Annotated in this window: 1 rRNA gene; it reads left to right on the top strand. The window is 52.2% G+C overall.

What is annotated here, in order from left to right:
- A 23S ribosomal RNA gene (locus tag M3180_RS22550) occupies positions 1-255 on the top strand; the annotation flags it as partial.

Here is a 255-nt window from a genome sequence, read left to right as displayed (position 1 = left end):
GCGCACGGAGGATGCCTAGGCACTAGGAGCCGAAGAAGGACGTGGCGAACAACGATACTGCCTCGGGGAGCTGTAAGCAAGCTTTGATCCGGGGATTTCCGAATGGGGAAACCCAGCCGTTGTAATGAACGGTTACTTCTAACTGAATACATAGGTTAGAGTGAGGCATACCAGGGGAACTGAAACATCTAAGTACCCTGAGGAAGAGAAAACAAAAGTGATTCCGTCAGTAGCGGCGAGCGAACGCGGAACAGC

Origin of the sequence: Paenibacillus camelliae, from assembly GCF_023715345.1 — a bacterium.
Taxonomy (GTDB): Bacteria; Bacillota; Bacilli; order Paenibacillales; family Paenibacillaceae; genus Pristimantibacillus; species Pristimantibacillus camelliae.
Note: the sequence above shows the minus strand (reverse complement) of the source record. Positions and strands in the feature narration are given on the sequence as shown.